Source organism: Slackia equolifaciens, from assembly GCF_003725995.1.
In the GTDB taxonomy this organism is placed as follows: domain Bacteria; phylum Actinomycetota; class Coriobacteriia; order Coriobacteriales; family Eggerthellaceae; genus Slackia; species Slackia equolifaciens.
The window spans coordinates 100614-126150 of the sequence record NZ_QIBX01000003.1 but is presented as its reverse complement, the minus strand read 5'-3'; the positions used below and the strand labels follow the sequence as shown (position 1 = coordinate 126150).

Annotated in this window: 15 protein-coding genes; 5 read left to right on the top strand and 10 right to left on the bottom strand. The window is 52.5% G+C overall.

The features are described from left to right. Nucleotides 1-197: 197 nt before the first annotated feature. The 7 genes from metK to DMP06_RS03280 all read right to left on the bottom strand — a co-directional run bounded on the left by metK (nt 198) and on the right by DMP06_RS03280 (nt 15189). Nucleotides 198-1454, bottom strand: coding sequence for a methionine adenosyltransferase (metK, locus tag DMP06_RS03310; protein WP_123208321.1), 1257 nt, complete (start codon nt 1452-1454; stop codon nt 198-200). Nucleotides 1455-1875: 421 nt separating this feature from the next. Beyond that, entirely contained in the window at nt 1876-2085 is a 210-nt protein-coding gene (locus tag DMP06_RS03305) for a hypothetical protein (RefSeq protein ID WP_123208320.1), read from the bottom strand. A gap of 55 nt (nt 2086-2140) precedes the next feature. Next, entirely contained in the window at nt 2141-3427 is a 1287-nt protein-coding gene (locus DMP06_RS03300; RefSeq protein WP_123208319.1) for a hypothetical protein, read from the bottom strand. An 11-nt stretch (nt 3428-3438) separates the two neighbouring features. Next, complete coding sequence (locus DMP06_RS03295) at nt 3439-4803, bottom strand: hypothetical protein (RefSeq protein ID WP_123208318.1); 1365 nt, start codon at nt 4801-4803, stop codon at nt 3439-3441. A gap of 203 nt (nt 4804-5006) precedes the next feature. Continuing rightward, nucleotides 5007-6722: a DEAD/DEAH box helicase family protein gene (locus DMP06_RS03290; protein ID WP_123208317.1), complete on the bottom strand. Its 1716-nt coding sequence runs from the start codon at nt 6720-6722 to the stop codon at nt 5007-5009. 1 nt (nt 6723) lies between these two features. Continuing rightward, nucleotides 6724-12054 carry a DEAD/DEAH box helicase gene (locus DMP06_RS03285; RefSeq protein ID WP_123208316.1) on the bottom strand — a complete coding sequence of 1777 codons (5331 nt, stop codon included), beginning with the start codon at nt 12052-12054 and terminating at the stop codon, nt 6724-6726. 27 nt (nt 12055-12081) lie between these two features. Next, nucleotides 12082-15189, bottom strand: a complete 3108-nt coding sequence (locus DMP06_RS03280; protein WP_123208315.1) for a hypothetical protein — start codon at nt 15187-15189, stop codon at nt 12082-12084. Nucleotides 15190-15652: 463 nt separating this feature from the next. Here DMP06_RS03280 and DMP06_RS03275 point away from each other — a divergent pair, with 463 nt between their 5' ends. From DMP06_RS03275 to DMP06_RS03260, 4 genes are all read left to right on the top strand, one after another. Next, nucleotides 15653-17071 (top strand): carboxylate--amine ligase, encoded by a 1419-nt coding sequence (locus tag DMP06_RS03275; protein WP_123208314.1) that lies wholly within the window; start codon nt 15653-15655, stop codon nt 17069-17071. Continuing rightward, nucleotides 17064-17948, top strand: a complete 885-nt coding sequence (locus tag DMP06_RS03270; RefSeq protein WP_123208313.1) for a lipoprotein intramolecular transacylase Lit — start codon at nt 17064-17066, stop codon at nt 17946-17948. The genes DMP06_RS03275 and DMP06_RS03270 overlap by 8 nt, the downstream gene beginning before the upstream one ends. 76 nt (nt 17949-18024) lie before the next feature. Next, on the top strand, nt 18025-19647 hold the full coding sequence (gene gltX / locus DMP06_RS03265) for a glutamate--tRNA ligase (protein ID WP_123208312.1): 1623 nt from the start codon (nt 18025-18027) through the stop codon (nt 19645-19647). Between the two features lie 34 nt (nt 19648-19681). Then, on the top strand, nt 19682-20725 hold the full coding sequence (locus DMP06_RS03260) for a DUF362 domain-containing protein (protein ID WP_123208311.1): 1044 nt from the start codon (nt 19682-19684) through the stop codon (nt 20723-20725). Nucleotides 20726-21152: 427 nt separating this feature from the next. Here DMP06_RS03260 and DMP06_RS03255 read toward each other — a convergent pair whose 3' ends face one another. Further along, nucleotides 21153-21515, bottom strand: coding sequence for a NifB/NifX family molybdenum-iron cluster-binding protein (locus tag DMP06_RS03255; RefSeq protein WP_123208391.1), 363 nt, complete (start codon nt 21513-21515; stop codon nt 21153-21155). 223 nt (nt 21516-21738) lie between these two features. On the opposite strand from DMP06_RS03255, the gene DMP06_RS03250 reads away from it, so the two are divergent. Beyond that, nucleotides 21739-22638 carry a LysR family transcriptional regulator gene (locus DMP06_RS03250; RefSeq protein WP_123208310.1) on the top strand — a complete coding sequence of 300 codons (900 nt, stop codon included), beginning with the start codon at nt 21739-21741 and terminating at the stop codon, nt 22636-22638. A gap of 62 nt (nt 22639-22700) precedes the next feature. On the opposite strand, the gene DMP06_RS03245 is transcribed toward DMP06_RS03250, so the two are convergent. Beyond that, nucleotides 22701-24530 carry an FAD-binding protein gene (locus tag DMP06_RS03245; RefSeq protein WP_123208309.1) on the bottom strand — a complete coding sequence of 610 codons (1830 nt, stop codon included), beginning with the start codon at nt 24528-24530 and terminating at the stop codon, nt 22701-22703. A 331-nt stretch (nt 24531-24861) separates the two neighbouring features. Continuing rightward, nucleotides 24862-25389 carry a glucosaminidase domain-containing protein gene (locus tag DMP06_RS03240; protein WP_220092533.1) on the bottom strand — a complete coding sequence of 176 codons (528 nt, stop codon included), beginning with the start codon at nt 25387-25389 and terminating at the stop codon, nt 24862-24864. Between the last annotated feature and the right edge of the window lie 148 nt (nt 25390-25537).

Below are 25537 nucleotides of genomic sequence, written 5' to 3'. Positions count from 1 at the left end.
CCAGTATAGCAGCGGCATCGTGTCGAAGACGCAGAGCGCCCCGCCCGGACGAAAAGAATCCAGACGGGGCGCTAAAGAACGCTCGAGCGCCGCATTGGACGATTGCGCGGCAGTAAATAACGTGGCACGATTCGCTGCCAAGCCACACATGAGGCCATGACGGCGGAGGCGCTGCGCAGGATGCGAGATCTGCAGCCCTACAGCCCGCACGCTTCGCGCAGAGCTTCGGCGCGGTCGGTGCGCTCCCAGGTGAACTCAGGAAGCTCTCGACCGAAGTGCCCGTAGGCTGCCGTTTTGCGATAGATGGGACGGCGCAGGTCGAGGTCGCGGATGATGGCGGCCGGGCGCAGGTCGAACACCGTGCTCACCGCGCGTTCGATCTGCTCTACGGGCACACGCTCGGTGCCGAATGTCTCCACCATCACGCTTACGGGGCGCGCCACGCCAATGGCGTAGGCAACCTGCACCTCGCAGCGGCTTGCAAGGCCCGCGGCAACCACGTTCTTGGCCACCCAGCGCGCGGCGTAGGCGGCGGAACGGTCGACCTTGGTGCAATCCTTGCCGCTGAACGCGCCGCCGCCGTGACGGCCCATGCCGCCGTAGGTATCGACGATGATCTTGCGGCCGGTAAGGCCCACGTCCCCCATGGGGCCGCCGATGACGAAGCGACCGGTGGGATTGACGTAGATCTCAAGGTCGGGAGAACGACGCACGCCCTCCGCCTCAAGGACAGGCTCGATCACGTGCTTGATAAGCTCGGTCTGCAGCGTGCCGTGCTCCACATCCTCTGCATGCTGGGTGGAGATGAGGATCTTCTCGACCCACTTGGGCTCGCCGTCTTCATAGCGGACGCTCACCTGGGTCTTTCCGTCGGGGCGCAGGTAGGGGCAGGTGCCGTTCTTGCGTACTTCGGTCAGGCGCTCGGCCAATCGGTGGGCAAGGTAGATGGGCATGGGCATGAGCGTGCTCGTCTCGTCGCACGCGTAGCCGAACATCATGCCCTGGTCGCCGGCGCCGGTCTCGTCCAGCTCATCGACCGCCTGGCCGTGCTGGGCCTCCCAGGATTCGTCGACGCCCATGGCGATGTCGGCGGACTGCTCGTGGATCGAGTTGAGCACGCCGCAGGTATCGCAGTCGAAGCCGTACTTCGCGCGATCGTAGCCGATGTCGCGCAGCACGCCGCGCACGATGCGGTCGACGTCTACGTATGCCTGCGTGCGAATCTCGCCGGACACGAACACCGTGCCCGTAGTGGCAACCGTCTCGCAGGCGCAGCGCACCTTCGACAGGTCGGCGGGCTGGCCGTTGGGCGCAACGTAGCCGGCGGCTTCGAGCTCGGCCTCCTTGGCGAGAATGGCGTCAAGCACTGCGTCGGAAATCTGGTCGCACACCTTATCGGGATGGCCCTCGGTTACCGACTCGCTGGTGAATAGATATGAACGTGGCTGGGTCATAGCTCAGATGCCTCCTTCATCGATGTTGGCGGGACCACCTTGGGGAGCTGGGAGACGTACGCGGGTCCAACGCCAGGATGTCATACGGCACCAAGGCGCGCATAGAGCCGCAAACGTCAGTCAACCCTCTGGTTGGTGCCGGGATTAACGAGCCAACTCTCTCCCCCGGCTCTTGATAAACGGGTATGTCATGCGAATGTCAAATGCATCCGCAAGAGTGGCATATTACTCGGAAGAGGACGCGTGCGCAATGCTGTAAAGATGGAGATGCGGTGTATATGGCTCAGCCCATAGACGAAACGTAGGGCGTGCATCTGAAAAAAGGACCGCAAGCAATATGCCCGCGGTCCATCATGCCAAATTGCGGCGTTGCAAACCCTCAACCTTGGTTGCCATTGGACGCATCAGTGAAACGCATGCTTTAGGCGAAAGGCAGATCATCACGCCCTTTTTCAACGATGAATTGTCGCAGGTCGACCCCTAGTTCTTCCGCCTTCTCGCAAAGCTCTTCACCCGACATACTCTCGATTTCCGCAACATCGATAATCGCTGCGGGAAAACCGCTAAACGCCGCTGAGCCGCAATAATCCATAAGGTAATCCTGAAGCGCTTCTACATCTATAAGAACCATAATAAATTGCCCCCTCTGTTAAGACGCCACCCAGGGCGTAAGGTGTGCCGTGTTGCTAAGAATGAGACGGCCACATTCCTGCATAGTCCCTGTTGCGCCAAGCGTCGCTGCCCACAAGGTCGTCATCCCCAATGAGGCCGCCTGCACACATCAGGTTGATCAAAGTCTGCGTGGTCAGCTCGTGCAGGTATGCAACGCGAACCTGCATAAAGCGCTTTCGGCTCGAACGTGCGACGTTGCTCACAATGGTGGCACCCTCGTATTTCGCAAGCGGCGAAGCGCTTCTTGCTGAAGCGGGGCAATTGACAAGCTCCAAAAACTGCTTGTCTTCATCGGGGTAACTGCGTGAGAAAATCACGTGACCATCTGCATCCTTGAACTCGAGCAGAGAGTCGCAGGCTTCATATTGCATTGAATTGCCCGCTTCCAAGTTTTTCTTCCTTGTGGCAATGCCGCAGAACGTCGACACGCGCAATTCCACTCCATGCGCAAAATCGATTCCCGCAATGCGTTCAGGAAGCAACGACGCGCTCTTGTCGTCGTGCGTCAGGAGCGCCGGACAGCCGGACTCCTTCAAAACTGCCACAAGCTCGTCAACGGAGGCGTTGCGCACATAGAGGCTTCTCTGGGCTCTGCGCTCGCTAGCTTCAGACCGTTTCTGTGCCTTCAACACCCCCTTCGAACGGAGCATTTCCACAAATGTCTCGTTGTGAGACTTACCCCATTCGCGCTGGCCAAAGGTCAGAGCAGGCTCCTTGTCGGGGTGCAGTTTTTTGAGCTCCGGAACGGATTTTGGCTTTTCGCTATTCGGGGACGCAGAGTGCCTTGAGACAAGAAACTCAACGAGCAGGTCCAAATCTTTATCAGTTTGCTTCGCCATCCTATCACCGTCTGCCCTCTCGTGTTGCTTTGCCCGACCCTGAAGAAGCCCCTCTTTCAACAAAATGTTCTTGAATGTATCGCCAAACAACTCCTTAGATTTATTCTGCAGGGTTTTAATCTGACTAGCCAAGTCGGGGTTCTGTTCGACGAGCATGTTCGAGGTACTCGGAAGCTCTTTGCCCTCATAGCGTTTATGCAGCTCTACGAGTACCTCTGTTGGATTTGTGGTCGTGGGGCGTCCACCTTTTGACGTCAGAACGGCGAATCCATAGGCGCTTAACAGGTCGCTTCGACTCCGATATCCGATTTCTTTATATAGCAATGACAGCTTCTCTCCGAGTTTCTTATGTTCCGCGTCCAGTCGGGAGACGATTTTATCTGGGTAGAATTCTTCAAGCTGCGCCAGACAGCGTTGCAGCCTTTGTTTTACTTTGGGATCGAGGACTGCGATTGTACTCATTGCGATATCTCCTAGACGATTGAAGATCGAACACGGTCAGATGGGTCTTCGCAAAGGAGCTGGTGAACTTCTTCCAGCACAGCCTGGATATCTATCGGCTCAATCTCGAGATGCACTTGAAACTGGCCGATTCGCCTGCGGAAATTCAGCGTAGACCCTAGAGGCGACACCTCCACGGCAGTTGCTTTAATGTGCGGAAGAAGGCATGCGATTGCAACTCTGTCTTCATCGGTTGGATTGAAATACCCGCCAAGATTCCCCAAGCTGCGCCCCGATGTGTCGTAAATTCCAATGCCGGCATAGCTGAAATAAGGAGAGTCCCAATCGGATTCAAGGCGGAGCTTTGCACCGGGAACCAGATGCTCAATCTTTTCGTTGCGGCCTTCGTACGCCTGTCCGGTGATTTCGCACTCGAAGGGGAATCGTGTCAAGAGATTTATGATGCGAGAATCCAGCTGTTTCAGGGTGTACTCATCCGGTATGTACACAAACGCCGAGCGTGAGCCGCCAGCGGAACAAGAGGGGTCGAGCGACTCGTGGTCCGAGCAATGAGAGGCAGGGTTAACCTCGTCACGGAACGCTTGAATCGCTTCTGAGGAGCTTGTGTCGTTAGCGTCCTCGAACGCGCTACTGTATTCAGGCCAAACCGCAGACGCGTGCATCAACGCGACAACAGCCAAATCGTCGATTTTGGATAAATCGGTTGTGCAATTGGCGCGAGCGTAATCGGCCAAACGCTGCACGGTATTTACGCCCTTGCCCGCGCGCCCACTCATAGCCGAAAAACCATCGCGCCCCGGATGCGTCCCCGCCATGACGTTTGTTTTCTCATAGCCGTCATATTCATCGGCATCGATGAAAGATACACCGTACCGCCCTTCAGGCAGCATGCGGAAGTAGCAATCGATATCTTGAAGATTGCTCTTATCTGCCGTTTCGTAGCGGACGTTGAGCACATAGGTTGAGCCGAAACGATTCATGGAAACATCCGCAGAATCGCTTAAGGGCCTTCCGCTGGGCGCAATGCTAACGGAGATGGCAGCCCCTCCTTTTCCAAGGCCAAGATTGCTAGCCGCCAGCGCCAAGGCGGCGTATTCCGGGTGCTTCTGGAGTTCCATTTGTGCATTGTCGGAATTGTTCGCAAGCCAGGCATCCGAGCCAATGGGGTTCGGGGTGAAAACAAGCCAATACCAGTCATCTATATAGTGCCAAATTGTCTTATATGCAGCTTTAACCGATGTCGCACTTTCGAGAAGATCGCCATATGACGTCTCTTTAGCGTTTGAAGCAAGGTTGAGAGCCATAACGCGCAGGACGTTTAGCATGCACCCCTCTTCAGCGGCGATCGTCAATTGGTTGGTATGGAAATTAGCCATAAGGTGCCTCGATTCCTCTCTTACCAATAAAGGACTGTCGTTAATGGCTGTTAACACATGACTGCCGAAAGGTACCGCAGAGCCTTAGAAACCTCGGGATTGTCGGAAGATATATCTAAAGACAAGACTGCTCCGGCATCCGTAAAACAATTCGCTATCAAGTCCTGCACTTCAGAGTGCTCACAAGCTTTATTCATGAGGTTCTATACAAGAGAAAGCGATAGGATCTGCGCAAATTTCTTTATGGGCCTTCTACTGGTCGCAATGCCAAAACGAGACAGAATGGAACGACATCCCGTTTCGGTAAGACACGCCGCGACCCTCAATTCATACTTTGCCCGAGATGCTCCCGTGTAGAACAATAGCCCTTCTTTCGGGCTATGGGACGAAATGGGTTCGTCCCATAGCGTCTCGTCAACATCAATAAGTACAACAGCATCAGCCTCAAGTCCTTTGAAAGTACGACAAGTGTAAATCCGTGCACTAGTGTCCTTCCAATGTATGCTGTCACTACGTTGACAAAAGCAATGCGCAAAAGCAGATCTTTCTAAAGTCTTACAAGTTAAAACTACCACATCGGTCAGGCCTTTTACCCTCAGGTCACAAAGTTCATCATCGACAAACGACTCAAGCTCTTTATTAATCGAGGAGATTTTCAGAAGAGGCGGATTACCCGGCTCATTCGAAAGAAGAACTTGTCCTCCCGAATTGTCATTCAGGGAGCGAAGCGAGCACCTAGCGATATTCTCAGTATTTCGGCAATTTCTATAAAGAGTGAGCCTGCAATCAGAATCCGAAATCACCCTAGGCAACCCAACCCCTTGAACCAATTGGCGTCGGTCGTAGAAGAAGTAAATTGTGCCTCCTCGCTCCTCTACCAGCAAACTCAGATACCCCAGCACATCTGCTTCTTCGATTGCTTCCTGGCCGAAATCCTGGCCCTCATCTACCACAACATGACGGTAAGGAAATAACGAGGTATTTTCGCTGATCTTGCTAACGAGTTCGCCGAAGTCCAAATTGCCTACCATCCGCATGCAAAAAGCATCAATTGTGTAGACATCTATATTGGCGAAGTCGGAACAACGTTGCTTAATGTTCTCGGATAGAAGTCTATTAAAGCAAAGGAACAGGACACGGTCCGAAGCAGAGATTCTTTTTGCATGTTCTATCGCAACAAGGGTCTTTCCAGTTCCTGCCGCACCGTTTATTGCAGCCGATTTTTGCTCCTGTAGAAAATCCAGCACTCTTACCTGCTCATCCAGCAAGCGAGCAAACACGTAGTTGCTATAGCCGTAATCGACCGCATTTATCGGGACAATCTTAAATTCGGGACGAATAATCTTATCGAGAATCTCTCGCGCCTCCCTGTCGCTCAAGTGAATACGCACGTCGGAGACGTCAAAAGACATAATAGATTGAATCATTTGCCCAGGATTACCCAAGTCGTTCTTGCAAAGGGTCAATTCACGAGCCGCTTCGCTCGAATAATCAAGAGCTCCTAGCTGAGAGGAATGAATCGAAGGAAACCAAACGGCATGAACCAATTTGCACTTTCCTCGCAAATGGGAAAGACCCATATCTTCAAACCGGTCGTAGAGCGCCCATTTGATATCCGAGGCTTGACGGTATGGTCCACCATGTTTCATGGGGGTGCCATTACCGTAACACCACACCCCGTCAATAGTTTGCACCTGCCCCGCCTTGGCCTCTATGACCAGGATGCCCAGCCTTTTGTTAAACACAACGAAATCAGCCTCTCTTTCCGAAAGGCTTCCCTCGTCGGTCACGCCAACCATCTTGAAAGAGTGAACTACCCAATAATCGTCGCTCAACAAAGACAATGCGTTGTAAATCAAATCCTCCAAGCTCTCTGGAGCAAAGCTTGCAGGACCCAGACTGGGCACCATATGGGCCATGCTAATCAATTCCCCTCAATGCATCCAGGATGTCCGAAGCCGAACAATTCCCCACGGTGAACATTGTCCAGTCGGAATCGATTTCGTCAGTGTCACCAAAAAGTTCGATAAGGTCGTCAATTCCCTCTTCGTCAAACAAGGCAACCCTTGCGTTACGCCAAAGAAGAGAAGCAAACACTTCTTCTTCACCCTCTTGCCCAAGGCCAATATTCTTTTCAGGCATCTCCAAATCAATTCCTCTACTCATATGGCAGAGGTCATTAATGAGAGCAGTCCATTCCTCCGAAGCACTGGCGGTTACAGATGATTTGCAAACCGAAACAAAATCCATCGCACCATAGTTCACGCCACCCGAACTAGCAATTAGATGCAGCGTTGGACCAAAGCCCGACCCCATCGTCGTAAGAGTCGAGGGCGCGAAGTCTTCGCAGGTCTCATTACCAATCGAAGTTGTTCCACTGAATAGTTGTTCGAGTATATCTAGTGCCGCTTTGCGCGAAAGGCGGTTTTGCTTGCCCTGATTGTAGTAATTCGCAATGCAACCGTAGCAACAGCTATCGCACCCACAATGCCCATCAACGACATGGTATGCCTTATGCAGTAGCTCCTCCACCATTCCAGCAAGCTGACGAGCGTGTCCTGCGCCGCCAGGAACATTATCATAAATCAACATGGAGGTGCCACCGTCGCTGTTCCGATATACAGTACCACCCAGCTCCGTTTCCGGAACCTGTAAAAGTTGAGATGCCGCTGCGACAACGGCCCACATCAAAGATTCCCAAGGGCTGCATTCTTCATCATCCTCGAAAGCAATATCCCCTTGAAAATCCAAGACGAGCTCGAGCACGTCACTAACAAAAGCCGCTCCGAGAGCATGGTAATGTTTGGGCTGATGCCTCTTATTTGCGCACCATCCAAGATGCTCGAAACGCTCGCCCTGGCGAGCAGCAGCACCGCAAATCTCACAAACTCTAAAACCATTTTTAGGATTGTTCAAGGCGCACAGCTGACCATTTGACGCATATCGGACATGCACAGTTCCGCCATTAAACGCAAAAGTATTTGTCAAAGCCTCTTCGGGCCAATGTTGGCTAAAGTAAACCTCCACATGCCCCCTTGAGCGAGGCTTTCTTTCTCCCGCTCGCTTTCCTTTGACCTCTTCGCCAATAAAGCCATAGGAAGGAACAATCATGATTTTGTCTAATTCAACGTGCTCTCTTCCGCAAGAAGGGCAGAGCCTAAAGGTGCTACCGTCTTCTATTGGCCACACAAAGGACTTGCATTTCGAGCATTTCCCGAAACGACGCTCCATGAACACCTGATCGCTAGGCTTCCTTATGCCGACGCATTTCCAAAGCCGCTTGTCGGCAACCACTTCATTTCCCGGGGCGTATTCGCGAATCGCTTGTCGCAAGCCTCTGGACAACGACAGCTCATTCTCGTTTATCGATCGCTCCATTGCAGGAAGATGAAGCTCAACAAGATCAGTAGGGAAACCGTATTTAGGCAATACACCATTTTCCGCAAGTACAGATATGGTTAGCTCTTGACGTAAAGCCTCTCGGCGTTTTTTGTATCCCCCTGCATCTTCCAAACGCTCTTCTGCAATAGCCTGATCTATTGCGAGCTGAAGCCGCTTAAAGTCATCATGCTTCAGGTCATGCATGCGCTGAAGTCTACCGATCAGGCTATCCTTTTGGGCGTCGATAGAAGAATCATCTTTATCAACCCAGCCCCAATCTTCAATGTTCACTTTGTCACAAACATCAGCAATATTAGAAAAGACACTTCCGAGTTGCTTCGCGATAGCCTGCGGTTGACCATGCAGATACATTTTTATATCGTCCAGCCCGGATGGATGGCCTGAATCAAGGCTTAATAGCTCATCATATATTTTTGACAAATCGCGCTGTGTATTCCGGAATGCATAACGGAAATATTCCGACAAAGCAATCGCAAAAACATGTCTCCTTGCAATGGAGTCATTGCTTAGATAACAAGCAGGAACAGAAGTCTCACCCGCAATAATGGAACGAGGGTCTTCAAAATAGGCGATGTCGTGCGGCCTAAGCCGAGCAAAAGTCACCGCATAGCCCGGCTTTCCTGCTCGACGGCCAACGCGTCCGGCCCGTTGGGCATAATTGGCTGCCGAAGGAGGAACGTTTCTCATAAAAATGGCGCGCAAGTCTCCCACGTCGACGCCGAGCTCGAATGTTGTGGTGCAACTGAGAATATTGACCTCACCAGAAATAAATTTCGCTTGAATCTCTCTTGCCCTTTCCGAAGAAAGCTGAGCGGTATGCTCCTCTATGCGAATAGGAAGGGCACGTTGCTGATATACCTCTTTGTAATATCGATCCTTGTCTCGAGCCTCCGCATATGTAAAAGCTTGCATATGTCCAGCGCACTTTGTAGTCGGACATACACCGTGCGTATCGTAGGAAATATCGCAGCCGCATTTATCGCAACGATAAATTTTGTCGTCATCTTTATGCGGATAGAATGTCCACACCCTTGGCGATAAAACAAATCGCTCAGCGGTGCTCCTCTCGCCGAGAAATCTTTCATCCCTGAAGAAATCAAAGAGGTATTCGTACATGAAGGAATATAGCGATTGTAGAATTGTTGCTGCATCTTCCCTGCTTACATTGTCACACGCACGCACTCTTGCTGCATATTTACGAATAAACCCGCTTCTCGCATTCTCTCCACCTCCAGAACACAGGCCGACAAAACGAATGCAGTCTGAGGCTCCGCGCTCGGCCTCCTCAACAATCCAGTTCCCTCGAGTTTGATGGTTTTCCCTCAGTACGTCTACACCCTCTGGAACTTCTATTCCGTTATCCTTCCTAAGTGTTTCAAGACAAACCAATGCAAATACTCGATAATCATCCGGAGTAATCCAGCCTAAACCATCATTACGAAGCTTTTCGACCTCCTCGCATACAAAATCTTGAACATCTGGGTCGGAGAACCCTTCGATAAACTCCGTTGGTTCAACGCGAACCACACCCAAGCCCCAGAGGCTGTTTCGCGAATCCTCCGCCGACAGCTCATCCAGAATCCACGCACTAGCTTGCTGCCTGCGATTATCGATTCCCATTTGAGGGTACTCATTCTTTAATAATGATTCTATGACAGGACGAAGTTCGTTATATTTCTGTCCGGAACCATCGCTTTCGCTCTCTACCGCCTCGCGGATGATTTGACGAATCGTTATTCGTCTATACGTTCTATCCATAGCTGGCGCAAAAAATGCAGCATCCTGTCTTTTGTCCGAAAAGCATATAGCACTGCCGCCGCGTAATGTGGATTCCCTACGCCTGGCAAAACGCCTGCCACTCTCTTGCGCTTTAACGTCAAAAGGAGGAACAGAGCGCACAAGGTCGTAGCAAACAACGCTCCCCGCCGCTTCGGGAGAAACACGCATAGGCTGAATCGCCTTTGACGAAGCATATCCGCAATGGAGGCATTTTGCCTCGTATTCATCAGGAGTCTTTTCTTCAACTTTATTCTTTGCAATAGGAATCCTATCAACATTCACATGAGGGAACAAATGTCTCTCGCCTACTCGATCATCATGCAAAGAACCGCAAACCGGGCAAAGCCAGTAAACCTCTTCAGATTCATCCGCCTCTTGAGTAGTAGGCAGAATCCTATAGTAAAGTCGCGGGATAAAGTCGTCGTCAGCATCCGTGCCCTCGTGTCTAGGATTGAGCCACGCCAACTCATGCTCTCGATCAGATTTTTCCGTACCCAAAATGTATGCTTGCCCGCAATGCCTGCAAACAGACACTTCGTACACAGGCACATCGTACCCATCACATAGTTCACTCGTAAGCTTAGCGCAGTCCAACTGCTTAGTGTAAAGATTGATGTACAGACCCTCAGGCGCTCGAAGGAATGAGTGGTAACGACTCGAAAGAATGGGTACGCCCTCGGAGCGCTGTGCAGCTGAAAGGACCTCAACCATAGAGGTTAAGACCGCGATACCCTCATTGCTCCCATCTAAACCTTGGATTCCCAAATTCTTTATTTTGGAAACATTAGTCAAATCCAACGGCCTCGAAAAGCCCTTGACGAGCCTAGCGGTAGATTCCTCACCTAGGAGCACCTTTCCGAGGCCGAGCAAGGGCGTTTCCCCATCAAGACGAGACAGGACGGCTTCATCAACTGAGTGGGAGGACAAGAATGCCCTGATATCTTCAGAAGAAAGGCCATCCGCATCGTCCAGAAGAAGATTACGCAATTCGTCCCAGCACTTAAGGGGCAGCATTCCCCATGAGCAATCATCAAGAGCCAACTCGGGCAAATCCCTCTCACTTGTAATGACGTCAACGTCATCGCCGTTTGCATCAAATACTTCGCCAAACAAGTCTGAAGCGAATTGGGCAATTGCAGATTTATCCTCGTCTGAATCTGTTCCGATTGTTGCGGAGGTGGCATAGCAATGCAATGCTGGACGTTCCCCCGTTTCCGACTCGATTCTTGCTTTTAGACGACGGATTAAATAAGCAATTTCAGTGCCTAAGGATCCCGAGTATACATGTGCTTCGTCAATCGCAAGATGACGCCAATTCGAACCTAATACGCCTCCAAACAGCGGTGCATCGCTTGGACGCAAAAGTAGATATTCAAGCATTGCATAATTCGTCAAGAGTATATTGGGGGGATTCTTTCGAATTTCCTCACGCGATATTATTTCATTGGGAAGCTTTTCGGAATTGGGGTTTTCGCGCTTCCACTTTTCGATTGCATCTTGCTCGAACTCTTCCGTATCTCCTGTGTAACGGCCAAAGGTGATTTTAGTTCCATCGAGCAGTTCTCGAAGCCTTTTGAGCTGATCGTTCGCAAGGGCGTTCATTGGATATAGAATCATCGCCCGAACTCCAGAGCTAGAACCATCGACTTCAAATTCTGACAAAATATCATTCAAGATTGGAAGCAGGAAGCATTCGGTCTTACCCGACCCGGTACCAGTTACTACCGCGTAGTTCTTACCTGCAAACGCCTTTCGAATCGCCTTGACCTGGTGGACATACAGAGGTCGGTCGCAATCAAACTTTAAGGGGTCCCCACCGCCAAGAGAAAGCATGCTCTGGCACAGAACGCCTTCCGTAACCAAATCGCGCACACTCTTGCCCCTGCAATACGGAGGCGCTGCCTCCAGGAACGGGCCTTTTGCCAAATACCCCTCTTTGTTAAGTATTGACTCAAGCTGCCGCTGGAGACCAGGGTCATCAAAATGAATTGTTGTAGCTATATACTCTCGATACGAATCTTCAATCATCCTTGCCGCTTCAATAGGATTGAATTCTCTCACTTGGGTCATTTCATTCCACACCTTTCACCAATATACCTACATATCGGCAATGACAGCAAAATCCTCCAGAGGACTGGCACTTCCAAGTCTGCTACGCTTCAAAAAGGGCATCACCTTCACTCTAATGAGGCGCCTACGCTCGTAAAGACGGATGACTAGGGCGGGGATCAAAACCTCATTGGCGCCCTTCTCGCAGAAAGAAGAATACGAGAGCGAAGCTTTACCTACCCGAATGAACTCAAACACAAGCGGAAAGAGAGCCTTTCCGTTAAAGCGGAGAACATGAGTACCGTCTTGCTTCAGGACAACCCTCCATGAAGAGAATCCAAATCCCCTTTGGAGACGAAATAAGTCCATATCTCCATACGAAAGCTCGTTGGAAGATGCGTAATCCTCGCCGAAATACAATGTAAACGTCAGTCGATCATCGCCCGCTTTATCAATACCGTTCATTCGAAAGAAATCGGCGTGAGAATGCAGGTTGAATGAGGACGGTCCCTTGCTATTGAGCTCTTTGAAGAAAACCGGCCTCTGGCCGAGAAGCACGAGCATAGCCCTGCTGCCTCTGCGCGCACTTAGGGCCTCAATGGAAAAACTACAGCCACCATACCCTGCACTCAACACATCAGAAAGGTTAATTGGATGCTGCGTAGCAATAGAGTCAATCTTCTGGGGCACTTCTATCCGAAGCGCTGCGCCTTGTAGTTCGACCTCGGTTGTTTTATTGTCTTGGGGCGAAATGAACGTCAAGCGAACATGCTCATCCTCAAGCAGCGCCTTTGTAATATACAGCGCATCCCCAAGGACTTCCGCTGCAGAGCTCAAATCATCATTTACTACCTCAAGATTCTCAGCTGCTTGAAATTCGTAGTCTGCCAAAAAGGTCATGTTTTCGCGATAAACACGAGACAGCTTAAATCCTCGAATCGGCAGCACCGCAAACTGGTATTTCGCAATTGTGGAGTTATAAGATACCGACTTTTGGAAAATGCTTAGTTCGCAGTTACGAATATGCAAAAATGGAAGCACCGTTTTAGCAAAGGAAACAACGATTGACGCCTCTTCTGAATAACAATCACTCCATTGAGAAAATCTACCTATAGACACCTTCACGCCATCACAGTTGCAAAACACGTCAAGATCTCTCAACGCTAAATCCCCATCGAGTGCCGTAACAGTAATTGAGGGGAGAGAGCAATCGCCATCGTAGTCCAAAGGGTTGTAGCCATATGCATCCAAGCCTTCCTTAGTGCGTCCAATAACCCCTTTCTTGTTTATCTTGACAAGATATCGCTCTTGCCACGACTCAATCGTTTTGTATGATGATTCTTCAATGAGCTCACCCGAAGCCGAAGGCTCTACCTGAAATGCTTGAATATGAAAACCACCAATCGATGTGAAAGAATTTGGGGGATCGATTTCCGTCATCCCTAAAACAGGCTTGATATACAATCCATCTCGAACGAGATACGCAATATTTTTGCGCTTGGATATCCTTTCCCTATCCCCTCTAAGCCTGCACTGCCCATCCGCCCCAATCACAAACTCAAAACACCCTGGCTTTTGTTGACTAAATACTTGGCTGGTTGAGCTCATTTCCTCCCAATCATCACCATCGCCCAACCGCTCCATCAGACGGATTTCAACTTCGAAAATGTCCTGCGGCTCGAGAGGAATCTCTACTCTATCCAGAAGCACATAATTTGGCCTGTATTCAAAATGCAATGTTTCCAGACATTTTCCATTCACGTAATAGTCCACTCTCCTATTTGCAAAAGAGAGCGGAAACCGCTGCTTATTCCACACCAAAAGAAGTTTACCACCCATGAGGTCCAACTGAATTTGGGCCATCGGAAGATAGGCGAGCTCACGCTCTTTCTTTAAAGAAGAACCTACTGATTGGTTATTAGCCTTCCGCCCTTTGTCCGCTTGCTGACGACCAGCCTGGCCAGTTAAGTACAATCGAAGCGCTCTCATGGCCGCATCAGGCAGATCATATGCGCTTAGAAACATGCTTTTTTTAGCACTCTTGCAAGAAGAGCGCACTTGGTTAGCCACTCGAAAAGCATCCTCCAGCACTGCACCGATGTAACCCGCATCTGCTTTTTCAATTGTCTTGCGTGTTCTCTCTTTCGCAGAATATCTGCCATTTGGCTGATTAATTTTGGCAAGTATTTCTCTTCCGCTAAGACCCGAAGGGAGCAAACCCGATAAAGAGTACCCACCTCGATCGCGCACCAGCGGCATGATAGAGTTCTCCCATAGATCCGTCCATGACCATTCAGACAGGCCCCCATGCAAAAGGGCTGTACAGAGGTACCTTTGAGTTTCCTCTTCTTCGCCATATACCGGCAGGCCGCGATTCTCGAGCTTTCGCAAAAAGAGATGCTTGAAATAACTTTGAGAATTTCCCTCCGAAATGCCGATAGCGTCAAAGAAATTACCCCAAAGGTTTTCTCCATCAAAATATTTCGATGCGGAATATGCTACATAAATTAGAAAAATTGTTCCGAAATAGCAGTCTATCGCATCGAGGGCTCTGCGGGGGCTCCGACAGTAAGTCTGAAATAATGAACCGAAAGAAACGGTTATCGTATCAAAATCCGAATTGAACGCATCGAAAGCCTGATAAACCATCACGTTATCAAAACTGGACGAAAGATAATCGAGCTCTCGTGCTGCACGTTGTTCGAGGCACCTTAGATCGGTATTGCCCTTAAAGTTGGGGAACACAACATGATGACCATCGGCGGCGATTTTAAGCATGTCCGACTGGTGGGAACGCGCGTTAAGGTTCACCTGCGCCTTATCACCACTCGCCTCGTTATCGGAATGAAGCCTAAAACAAGTTGAATTTGACGCACTAGAATGAGAGTCAACGGCCATCAACGATGCTGCCGTATCTTCCGGGTTAGCTTCAAAGCGTTCCTTTAAGTCGAGTATGCAACACGCATCCTCAAATTCAAGAAGACCCTCCAGCTGATGGTCGGTAAGGGCAAAAAGATCGAGCAGATTGCTTATGTCTGTCGATTTTGTCTTGTTGAAAATTCTTCTACGGAATGCGGCGTTTTCAAACGAGAGCTTAAGCAATGGCGTCGATGCTAGTTTCGCCATATATTCAGAGTTCGCGTCAAACGAGGTCATCCGAGCTCATCCCCTTTTAATTGAAGCGAAAATCGCCTGCATTTCCTTTGCCTTTGAAAGCCCTCATCCCATAGAAGGCGACCAACAAATGTTGAAAATAATTGTAAACAAGCAAAACGCTAATTTGTTGCACAACAAATTAGCCGCGTTGAATGCAAGGCCCAACGGAAATCCTGTTCGGAGCCGAGGAACGGCATCAAGTTTAAGAGTGCCCGCTGAAACCCTCTTGTCCAGCACTACTGCTTATGATGAATACATCTTGGTCTGCTGATTGCGAATGGACGCCAAGGGTCAGCGCGTTCCCAGCATTCTTTCTTCATGCGCTTAATTTCCCGTACTACGCCCGACACCTCACACCTTCTTCGCATGGGCGTGATAGACTTTCGCGGATAATCGAAAGCGCGGGCTTTGCGGCTTTCATTCGCCGGCTTGTATTCGTCCGCATCCTAGAGAAAGACTTCATATGCCTTCTGAACAAACCGTTGCTCCCGCAACGCATAACGCAGAGTACACCGATGAGTATCTGTCCATCGTTGACTCGCTCGGCGGATGTGCTGCCGAGCGCATTGCGGCCCGTGCTCACATGGAGCAATCCACGGCCATCTACCACGGCGTAGTGGTGGATTCCTCCTTCGTGCCGCGCTTCTACGACCGCGCCACCTACGACCGCTTCAAATACATCGCGGAAACCTCGCACCGCATCCTGGTGAAGGTTATGCGCGAGTACCTCGAAAACCCCGCCTATCGCGCGTGCTTCGACTTCGACGAGCGCCTGGTGGACCTCATCCTTCTTCCGCGCGATTACGATGCGATGCTTCCCTTCGCGCGCGTCGACCTGTTCCTTGACGAAAACACGCTCGACGCCACATTCTGTGAGTTCAACGGCGACGGGTCTTCCGGCATGAACGAGAACCGCGAAATCGGCACCTCGCTCGCAAACGCCGCACCCCTGCGCGAGTTCGCCAAGCGCCACGCCCTTCAAACCTGCGACGAGGCGCTGTTCCCCGGCTGGGTGGACGAGTTCCTCTCCATCTACGACACGTACGCGTTCAAAGTGGAGCAGCCACACGTGGCCATCGTCGACTTCCTTGAGAATGCCATTACCGAGGAGTTCAAAATCTTTGCGAAGCTGTTCGCCAGCCGAGGCGTGGAGTGCTCGGTATACGACGTGCGCGACCTGGCGTACGAGAACGGCCAGCTGGTTGGCAAGAAGGCGTTCTTCGGTCGCGACAACGCCCCCATCAACGCGGTATGGCGCCGCAGCGTTACCAACGACATCATCGAGCATTGGGACGAAAGCCAGGCGCTCATCCAGGCCGTACGCGAGCGCAAGGTTGCCCTCATCGGCAGCTTCGCCGGACACATCGTGCACGACAAGCAGATTTTCCAGGTGCTGTTCATGCCGCAGACGCGTGCCATCCTGACACCTGAGGAAAACGCCTTCGTGGATGCAACCGTGCCGTTCACCTCGTTCTTGGATGACGCGCACGTGAACGTCGCACAGGTGAAATCCACGCGCGAGCAGTGGATCATCAAGCCCACCGACGCCTACGGAAGCAAGGACGTGTATGCAGGCGTCGATTTCTCCGATGAAGAATGGGCGGCAATCGTCGACCGCTACGCCAACGGGGCTGCAAGCGCTCCGTTTATCGTGCAGCGCTATTGCACGCCGTTTCGCACCAAGACGCTGCCCTTATATGGGGAGCCCGAAGATTCCTCGCGCGAAGCGGTGCTCTACAACAATCTTTCCGGCTTGTACCTGTACAACGGGCGTTTTACGGGCGTGTTCAGCCGCTTGGGGCCGGAGCCCGTGATTTGCAAGAAGACGCGCGGCATCACATCGCAGACGCTTTGGGTGGATTGCGGGGATCTGAATGAGTAGCAGCTCGCGCGCGCTGCGCCCCCAGGCCAACGGCGGCCTCCAGGCTCAGCGCTCCCTTATTGACGCCCTCATCGCCATCGTCGCAGGCGTGGCGTTGGCAATCACCCTCGTTGCGGCCGGGTTCGTGGCGTGCGCGGCGTTCGACACGCCCACCCGCATGCTCTCGCAGGCGTTTTCCAACGATGCCGATTCTCCCTACACCAAAGAGGAGCTTGTGGTGGCGGCTGTGGCGGCAAAGCAGTACACGATCGACGACAACGATCGATATGCTTTGTATACCGCCATGGACGCAATTGCCCAATCGGCCCAAGCCGACGGGCGCGATATCCCCGAGGGGCTCAACCTGTACGATGTCTATATCGGAGCCTCGGGCGACTCCCAGGCGGCTGGCTCCGCCGAGGAAGACCTGATTATGGCGCAGTACGAGCTTTCGTATGCAGACGAGGAGCCGTATGCGCTCACGCCGGACGCGATTTCGCACCTCGACGACGTGTACGACGTGATTCAGCAGGTCAAACCCTGGTTATGCGCGGCGGCCGTCATCGCCTACATCGGGTGCATCGCGGTGGCGTTTCGGGGCGGCAGGCGCTCGCTCGGCCGGGTGCTTACCGGCGCCGGCGCCGGCGTATTTGCGGTATTCGCGCTTCTCGCCGCCTGGGTGGCTATCGACTTCAACGGGTTCTTTGCCGCGTTTCATTCGCTCTTCTTCGCGGCGGGAACGTGGACCTTCTCGTGGGACTCGCTGCTCATTTGCATGTATCCGCCTGAATTTTGGGTGGGGATGGGCGCCATTTGGCTCGCTGTAACGGTTGCGAGCTGCGTGGTTTGCCTTATCATAGGCAAGCTGCTGAAAAACAGGGCTGCACGCGCGGCATAGAGCCGTCGCGCCCTGTTCGCTTGCGGGCTCGAGCTCGCACCTGACCGTATATCCGACCGTAATCGAGAGGATTACCATGACTGATTCGAACGTTCGCGTACGCTTCGCGCCTTCGCCCACGGGCAAGCTGCATATCGGCGGCGCGCGCACGGCCATCTACAACTGGGCGTTCGCCCGCGCCATGGGCGGCAAATTCATCCTGCGCATCGAAGACACCGACCCCGAGCGCTCCACCGAGGAGAATACCCAGATCATCCTGCGCGCCATGCGCTGGCTTGGCCTTGATTGGGATGAGGGCCCCGAGGTGGGCGGCGAGCTTGGGCCCTATCACCAGATGCAGCGCATGGACACCTATAAGGCGGCGCTGAACACGTTGATCGAGCGCGGCGCGGCCTACCCCTGCTTCTGCACCAAGGAACAGCTCGACGCCAAGCGTGCCGCCGCCGAAGCCGCAGGCGAAGCATATGCCGGATACGACCGTACCTGCCGCGACATCGACCCCGCTGAGGCAAAAGCCCGCATCGAGGCCGGCGAGCCGCACGTGTGGCGCCTCAAGGTGCCCAACGACCACGGTCCCATCGAGTTCGACGACGCGGTGTACGGCCATATGAGCTTCCCCGCCGACGTCATGGACGATATGATCCTCGTGCGCACCGACGGCTCTCCCACTTACAACTTCGCCGTTGTGTGCGACGACGCCAACATGCAGATCACGCATGTCATCCGCGGCGATGACCACCTGTCCAACACTCCGCGACAGATTCTGATCTACGAGGCGCTGGGGCTGCCCGCTCCCACGTTTGCGCATCTGTCCATGATTCTCGGCGGCGACGGCAAGAAGCTCTCCAAGCGCCATGGCGCCACCAGCGTAGAGGAGTACAAGGCTCAGGGCTTTTTGCCCGATACCATGGTGAATTTCCTCGCGCTTCTGGGCTGGAGCCTAGACGGCGAGACCACCATCATTCCGCGCGACGTGCTGTGCCGCGAGTTCAGCCTCGACCGCGTGACCAAGAAAGACGCCGTGTTCGACGAGACCAAGCTCGAATGGATGAACGGCCAGTACATCAAGGAGATGGACGCCGCTGAATGGGCGGAGCTTTCGCGTCCGTGGCTGGCGGAGGCATTCGCCGCCGGTACGCGTGCGGCCGCAAACGCCGATGAGGCTGCCGAGCTTGAAACGCTGCGCGCGTTCCTCGCAGATGGCGCCAGTGCCGAATCGAGCGCCGACGCCGCTGCATTTACCGATGAGGAGCTCGCTGCCGGCGGGGCGGATTTCGATGCGCGCCCCGAATGGTACGCCAAGCTGTATCCGCTGGTTGCCGAGCGCGAGACGCGCCTGACCGATGCCGCCGAGAAATTCCCCTACATGTTCTGGGGTGCCCACGTGGAGCTTGACCCCAAGAGCGTGAAGAAGGTTTTGCTCAAGGACGGCGCTCGAGCCGACGAGGCTCTTAAGGCGTGCCGCGAGGTGCTGGCTTCGGCGGAGTCCTGGGAGTGCGACCCCATGCAAGAGGCGTGCCGTGCTCTGTGCGAGCCGCTCGACATGAAGGCGAAGGCCCTGTTCCAACCGCTGCGCGTGGCGGTCTGCGGCAATATGGTGAGCCCTCCGCTCTTCGAGAGCATCGAGCTCATGCCGCGTGAAGACGTGCTCGCGCGTATCGACCATACCCTTGAGGTCATGGCGGCGCTGCAGGCATAAGACCCCTTCGAGCTTAATCAGGAAAGGATACGCCATGAAGATGATTGTCGCACCTGAGTTTTGCGTTCGCCCTTCGGGTGCCGAATGCGAGCGCTGCCGCATTGCATGCCCGGTGTCGGCCATCTCTTTCCAGAGCGAAAGCGGAACCCCCGTTATCGATGGCGAAGCATGCACCAAATGCTGCGTGTGCATGGGCGTATGCGACGCATTCACATCTTCCTCCAACTCGCTCCATGCGCTGTACGAGCATCTGCGCCGTGTGGCCATGCGCGGCGACGTGGTGTATTTGACCTGCAAAGAGAACGTATTCCCAGGGTTCACGCCCGCCAAGAACGTAACCGTGCTCCCCTGCCTTGCCTGCATTCCGCCCGAGCTTTGGGCGCTCCTGCTTGCGCAGAACGTCCCGCTGTGCCTCGCGTGCGATCTTAAATATTGCGACGATTGCGAAAAGGCGCCCGGCCGCGGCGAGATGCTCTTCTCGAGAGCGATTGAGCTGGCTGAGGAATGGACGGGCGGTGAGGTTCACTGGGATCGTGAAATTCCCGAGCTCGAGGATGTCTCGCCCGCGGCGGAAGCATCGCAGTTCGGCCGTCGAGAAGCCTTCGACAGCATCAAGGACGACGCGATCGACATAGTAACCGGCAAGCGCCGTCTTAAGAATTCCGATACGTTGAAGGACCTCTATCGCAAGAAAGAGCGTAAACGTATGCAGGAAAAGCTCAACCTGCTCGATGGGGAGATTATCAACGAATTCGCAGAGAACGGGCGTTCCCGCCGCACATTGCAGCCGCGTAGGCGCATGCTGCTCGAGGCTGTGGCTGCGCACGCTGCCGTGGGCGGAAACGCAGAAATCGTGGTAAGCGAGACCGATGCGGCTCGATGTGTCGAATGTCTCGACTGCACCAAGTGCTGCCCCACGGGCGCGCGTATGGCTTCGCCCGAAAACGGCTCGCTTGATTATGAACCGCGGTTTTGCATCGGATGCGGCGCATGTGTGGACGCATGCCCGCGCGAGGCGATCGATTTGGTTGAGGCAAGCATTGCGCAAATCGCTCCCGACCTCGTAGCGGAACCATAAACTGTTCCGCTGGCATGCCATGGGGCACTGCGCGCTACATAGCTTTATACGCTGTTGTATCGTTGGCGTGCCCCGTGCCTTCATCGTCAAACGTCGCTAGCCTTTTAAATCTTTGCAGATCCCTAGAAACGTCTTAGGTTTAATTTTTTGGACAAAATTGCAACTTAGCCGGCAAACCGATTGGGTTTTTCAGATCTCTGCGAATCAAAATCCCGCCATAAGCATAATAAATGGACCCCAGCCACCTTTAAATCGGCTGGGGTCCATAGAAAAATGCCTAAATTAGAGGGCATGAACTGTTTACGGTCGGCTAACCTGTCATCTTGTCCAAAAAATCAATTCCATTTCGTAATCCAAGAATAGAAACGTACATTCGCGCCAAGGCAAGCACTCAAATCGTTGAACTGAACCGTCAAGCCCCGATCACCTAGTGATGGCATGCCTGTTCGGCTCCCATAGTGGGAAGCTTCCCCTCGGCGGCAAGAAGCGCTACGTCGCCCGCTTTTGGCGTCTGGTTATCAAAATAGACCGTGATTCCGGCGCTTGCAAAGCCCTGCATAGGACGCATGCCCATACCTGCCGCCACAATAGCATCGGCGCCTGCTTGCTGAAGCAAGCCCACGGGACGCAGGCAGCCGCCCTCTTCGTGGGGCGGGTTGTCCACAATGGAAGTGCCCTTGATTTCACCGTTCTCGATATCGAACAACGTAAAGTTGTCGCAGTGGCCGAAATGACCGGAGCGCTGCGCTTCAGCACCGCCCTGCCCCATCGTAGGAACCGCAAGCTTCATGTATGCCTCCTTACATTGCATGAGATGCACAATGACCCTCCCATGCCAAAACAGATTCATCTTGATTCTTGTTTCATATATTACCTCTAATTGATACATGAAGAGAAGCAATTTTCATATTCGGCAATGGCATGACTAACACGAGAGTCTTGATAACGTATTTCTGAAGAACCATACTAAAAGCAGGCACATCTTTCGCGCCAATTTAGATGGGGAGGGGAATATGGAGATAAGACAGCTGAAATATGCGTCGGCTGTGGCACGGCTCAAGAACACAGCTCTCGCTGCGGAAGAGTACTATACATCCAGGCAGGCCGTATCAAAATCCATTCAACATCTGGAACAGGAGCTGGGAGTAACATTATTTTCTAGATCAAAGCATATGGAACTCACAGACGCAGGACGTGCCATCATTCCAAAAGTCGATGAAGTATTAAAAAACATCAACGAGTTGGAATTTTATGCGCGCTCGCTCTCATCTTCATATGAGGGGCTCCATGTCACGATAGCCCTAACCGCATTCCCTCTCGATTACCTGTACTTTAACTCGCGTCATAGAACAATGCATGCGCTATCTGAGTTTAAAGATAAATCATCTAGGACGGACGTGAATATTTTGCACCTACCAGATGCTGCGATTCTTGATGCAATCAAGAATGGAACGATAGATATCGGCATTATTCAGGGGTCCATCACAGAAGATGGATTCAAGTGCATAGACCTTTCGCAGATTGAGATGCGAGTCATCGCTACCGTTGAAAGCGGACTATGTGATCTGGAATACGTAGGAATAGAGGATCTAAAGGGCGTCCCCATCAGGACTCCGCTTGATTTTAACTCTTTTTACATCGATCTAATCAGGCGTTGCCGTGAACATGGATTCAACCCGCTATTTCAAGACGTTCCGCTTAACGATGAAGCAATCTATACATTCGCAAAAGCAGGTGGAGTCCATATTCAACCCTACGACCCCTGCATGAAAGACGCATATCCAGAAAACGCCTATCTCCCATTTCACCCTAACGACAGGATGAATCTACCCTTATCGTTGGTCTATCAAGAAGGAACTGTAAGCCCAACGGCGCTGAAGCTTGCTCGATATCTGGCGCGTTCAGCAAAATAATAAGAGATGGGCCCGTAGGACCCATCTCTGGAGGGGATGCAGCTAATGCAGAAGTTGATAAATTATTTATCGGCGTCAATGACGGATTGGGCGGCAATCCATCCGGTAATCCAGCTTGTTCCTACTCCCCCGAATACAGTCGAGTTCCAGAAACACCCATAATTGCCCTCACCTGAAAGACCGCCAGCGGTTGTAGCATTCGCGTATAGTCCGTCAATAAGAGTGCCGTCTTCTCTCATAACCTGCAAATTTCCATCGGTGCGCAAGCCACACATGGTTTTTGCCATTTGACCACCAATGATGGCGCCATAGAACGGAGGTTCAATGACAGGATGCAGCCAGGAGGGGTCGTAGGGAGTTGACATTTCTTCGTCTACGCCCTTTTCGCAGAGCGTATTGTACTCATCTACCGCATCAAGAAGAACCTGCCTATCAAGCTGCAGCATGTCTGCCAATTCTTCAAGGGTGTCGGCCTTTTTGACGGCGCCCCTATTAACCGCTTCCTCAACTTCACTCAGCCAGTCAGCTGACACTAGCCCACCCGTATCAAGAAGCACGTCGGGATCAGTCAACGGAATTCTGTTTCGATCGGACTGAGTAGGCAGAAGAACATCCTTCTCAAAAACAGTTGTGGGGAAGTTTGAATCGCAAATAGAATACACATGATGGCCGACGGCCGACATCCAAGCAGCACAGTTGCTCAGATCTCCCATTTGTCCACCAGGATTGGCAAACAGTTCCTGCGTTTGAGCGAAATAAGGCTGACGTTGGCCGCGCTTATCGATAATGAGCCAAGGATTATGGAATAGCTGGCGCTCACCATGCCAGAAATAATGCCAGAATTCACCGTCGCCACCAGCAATGGACTCGTCAATGGCGCCCTCCCAGCATGACCAAGAGTCAAATCCGGCAAAATCGGCCCCAACGCCCAGCCCCATGCGGAATGCCTCGCCTGTATGGAAGGGCATTGGGCCGCCTTGCACGGTTCCCTCATAAGCGCTAGGAAGATAAGCCTTGATTAGGTCTTTGTTCATCCCAAATCCACCGGCGCAAAGAATAACGCCTTTATTACCCTTAATATATTTCTCGTCTCCGTTAACATCAGTAACTACAACACCCTGAACGCGCTGTCCGTCGTAGACAAGCCGTTCGCACTTGGTGTTGAGGCGAATGTCGGCGCCAGAATTTACAGCAACCGCTTCCATGGCATTGGTGGGGTTTTCCATTCCCAAAACAACATTCTGCTTACCTTCGTGAACATCTTTATCATGCCATATTGCACCCAGGCAAACCATGTTCATGCCCTCTTGGCTCATGATCCAATCGCAAGCCGGACCCGACATATTGAGAATATGGCGCAAATAGCCTTCATCGATAGAGTAATCATTGTCCTGCTCATACATGCGGATAAATGCATTCACATCAGGTGGGTATGAAGGCAAAGCGAATTCAAGTTCATTCTGATCTTTTGATCCGCCAAAGCAGTTGGCAAATGTGCAAGCGTGCCTGCTTGCGCCTCCCACCTGCCCCTCTTTCTCAACGCCGATAACGCTATAGCCTTGCTGAGCCAAATACGCCACAGCAACAATGCCGCCTCCGCCTACGCCAGCGACCACAACATCGGCCTCGTCATCCCATGCCTCTGGAGGCTCAGACGGCATGATGGGCGCTGCCTCCGGCAGGTCAGCACCCGGGACACGTTCCACTAGACGAGCGACTATCTCGTTTTCCGGCGCAGTCTCTTCAGAATCTGCCGTTTGTGCGCTTGGAGCGCAACCAGCAACCGCCGCTCCACCTAGAGCAATAGCGCCAGCTGCAATTCCGCCTCTCAAAAAATTACGACGGCTGATTCCCGATACATCCTGCAGCTCCTGAATACCTTCTTTGCGCATTCCCCTCTCCTTTCACTGTGCCAGGTTGAAAGCCCCGGAAAAGCCTTTGAACCTAAAGCGAGAATAAAGGAGAGGTGCGCGACACGCAGTCACCGAGAAAATGACGGAGAGCAATTAATAATTGACTCACGAATCAAAGTACGATGGCATCATTAAAGGATAGGTTCACTAGCGAATCGCCACCCTATTATTCTATGCATCAATGGGTATAAACATCTCATCATAATTCTGACTATTTGAATGTGGGCGGCATATCGCTTCCCCGATTAGATTCAAAAAAAACGGATGCTTCCATTGATATGCGTGACATTATGCGAGCAATCTCTTCCGCTTACTTATCGAACCTATATAGATCGTATTCGTCCATGAGGGCGATAAGCGAGTCGACATATGAGCTGTCGGTAGCCCACCCGGCGTCGTAGAGGCCTTGCGCCATGGTAGCAGAAGACCCCGTTTCGATCGCCTCCTGAATAAGCGGGTTCGATCGATAACGTTCCGACCGAAGGAACACGCTAGAGCGGAATTCGATGCATGCCACGTCATCGGTGAAGGCTATAAACGTGCCGGTTATTCCAACAATCTGCCCATCGTATTCCTCGTTGGTGTTCCATTCGACAGGACCCACAACGCCCGGCTTATCAGCGAAATAATCGTCCCACTTCATGCCGAACAGATTATGATCGCGCGCCGCCAAAGCAGATGGAGTATCGTCCGCGCCGCTCTCCTGAATGATCTGAGCAATAGTGCATCCAGCGGGGTGGCCATACTCTTCCTGCATATCCATAGCAGTCTGCACCATGTCCTCGGTGATATACGCTGGAAGCGCGGGACCCTCAGGGATTTCGCGCTTGGAGCACATGGCGAAAACGACCGCTACGACGAGACACGCAACACACAAAATCACGAGAAGGGGGACCAAACGACGCACCGTGTCATAGGGGCCGCCTGATGATGCCTGATTCTTGCGCTTGGCGCCACGGACACGACGCCGAGTGCGCAATCCATCC